1 pseudogene is annotated in these 548 nt (G+C 75.5%); it reads right to left on the reverse strand.

Annotation, left to right across the window (positions count from 1 at the left end):
* Window positions 1-387, reverse strand: a pseudogene (locus tag KDK95_RS34830) (hypothetical protein); the annotation flags it as partial.
* Window positions 388-548 lie beyond the last annotated feature (161 nt).

Below are 548 nucleotides of genomic sequence, written 5' to 3' on the forward strand. Positions count from 1 at the left end.
GCGTCCGAATGTCCAGCCGCGCGGACCGAACTGTCCGCCACGTACGCCGAAGTGCCGACCTTGCGCACTGAACTGCCCACTGCGCGCACCGGTGCGGCTGGTCCGCGCGCGGCGGCGTCGTGACCCATTCACCGCGCGGTCGGACGCCGCCGCGCGGTCGGAGGGGCGGTCCGCCGCATGGTCCGCCGCGTGGCTTGCCGCATCCGCCCCGGGAGCCTGTCGCGCGAAAGCGAGGAGCAGTGCTGCCGGCACGGGCGCGTCGGCGGCGTCCGCCGGGGCCAGTTGCGCGAGTACGTCCGCGACCTGCTGTTCGCGTGCGCCGTCCACGTGCTCCCCGCGCAGCAGCCGCTCCGCGTCGCCGGCGCTGATCGATGAACCCTGCTTCACGGGTACACCTCGCTCACCGTGCTCGCCGCGGCGCCGCCCGCGCCCTGGACCGGCGCCGATTCGTGCGCACGGGCGCTCGGATCCGCCTCGAGGATGGCGGCCAGGCCGCGCAGTCCGCGCATCGCGGCTATACGCACGGCGCCCGGGCGCTTGCCGAGGAT

Source organism: Actinospica acidithermotolerans, assembly GCF_018139625.1.
Lineage (GTDB): Bacteria > Actinomycetota > Actinomycetes > Streptomycetales > Catenulisporaceae > Actinospica > Actinospica acidithermotolerans.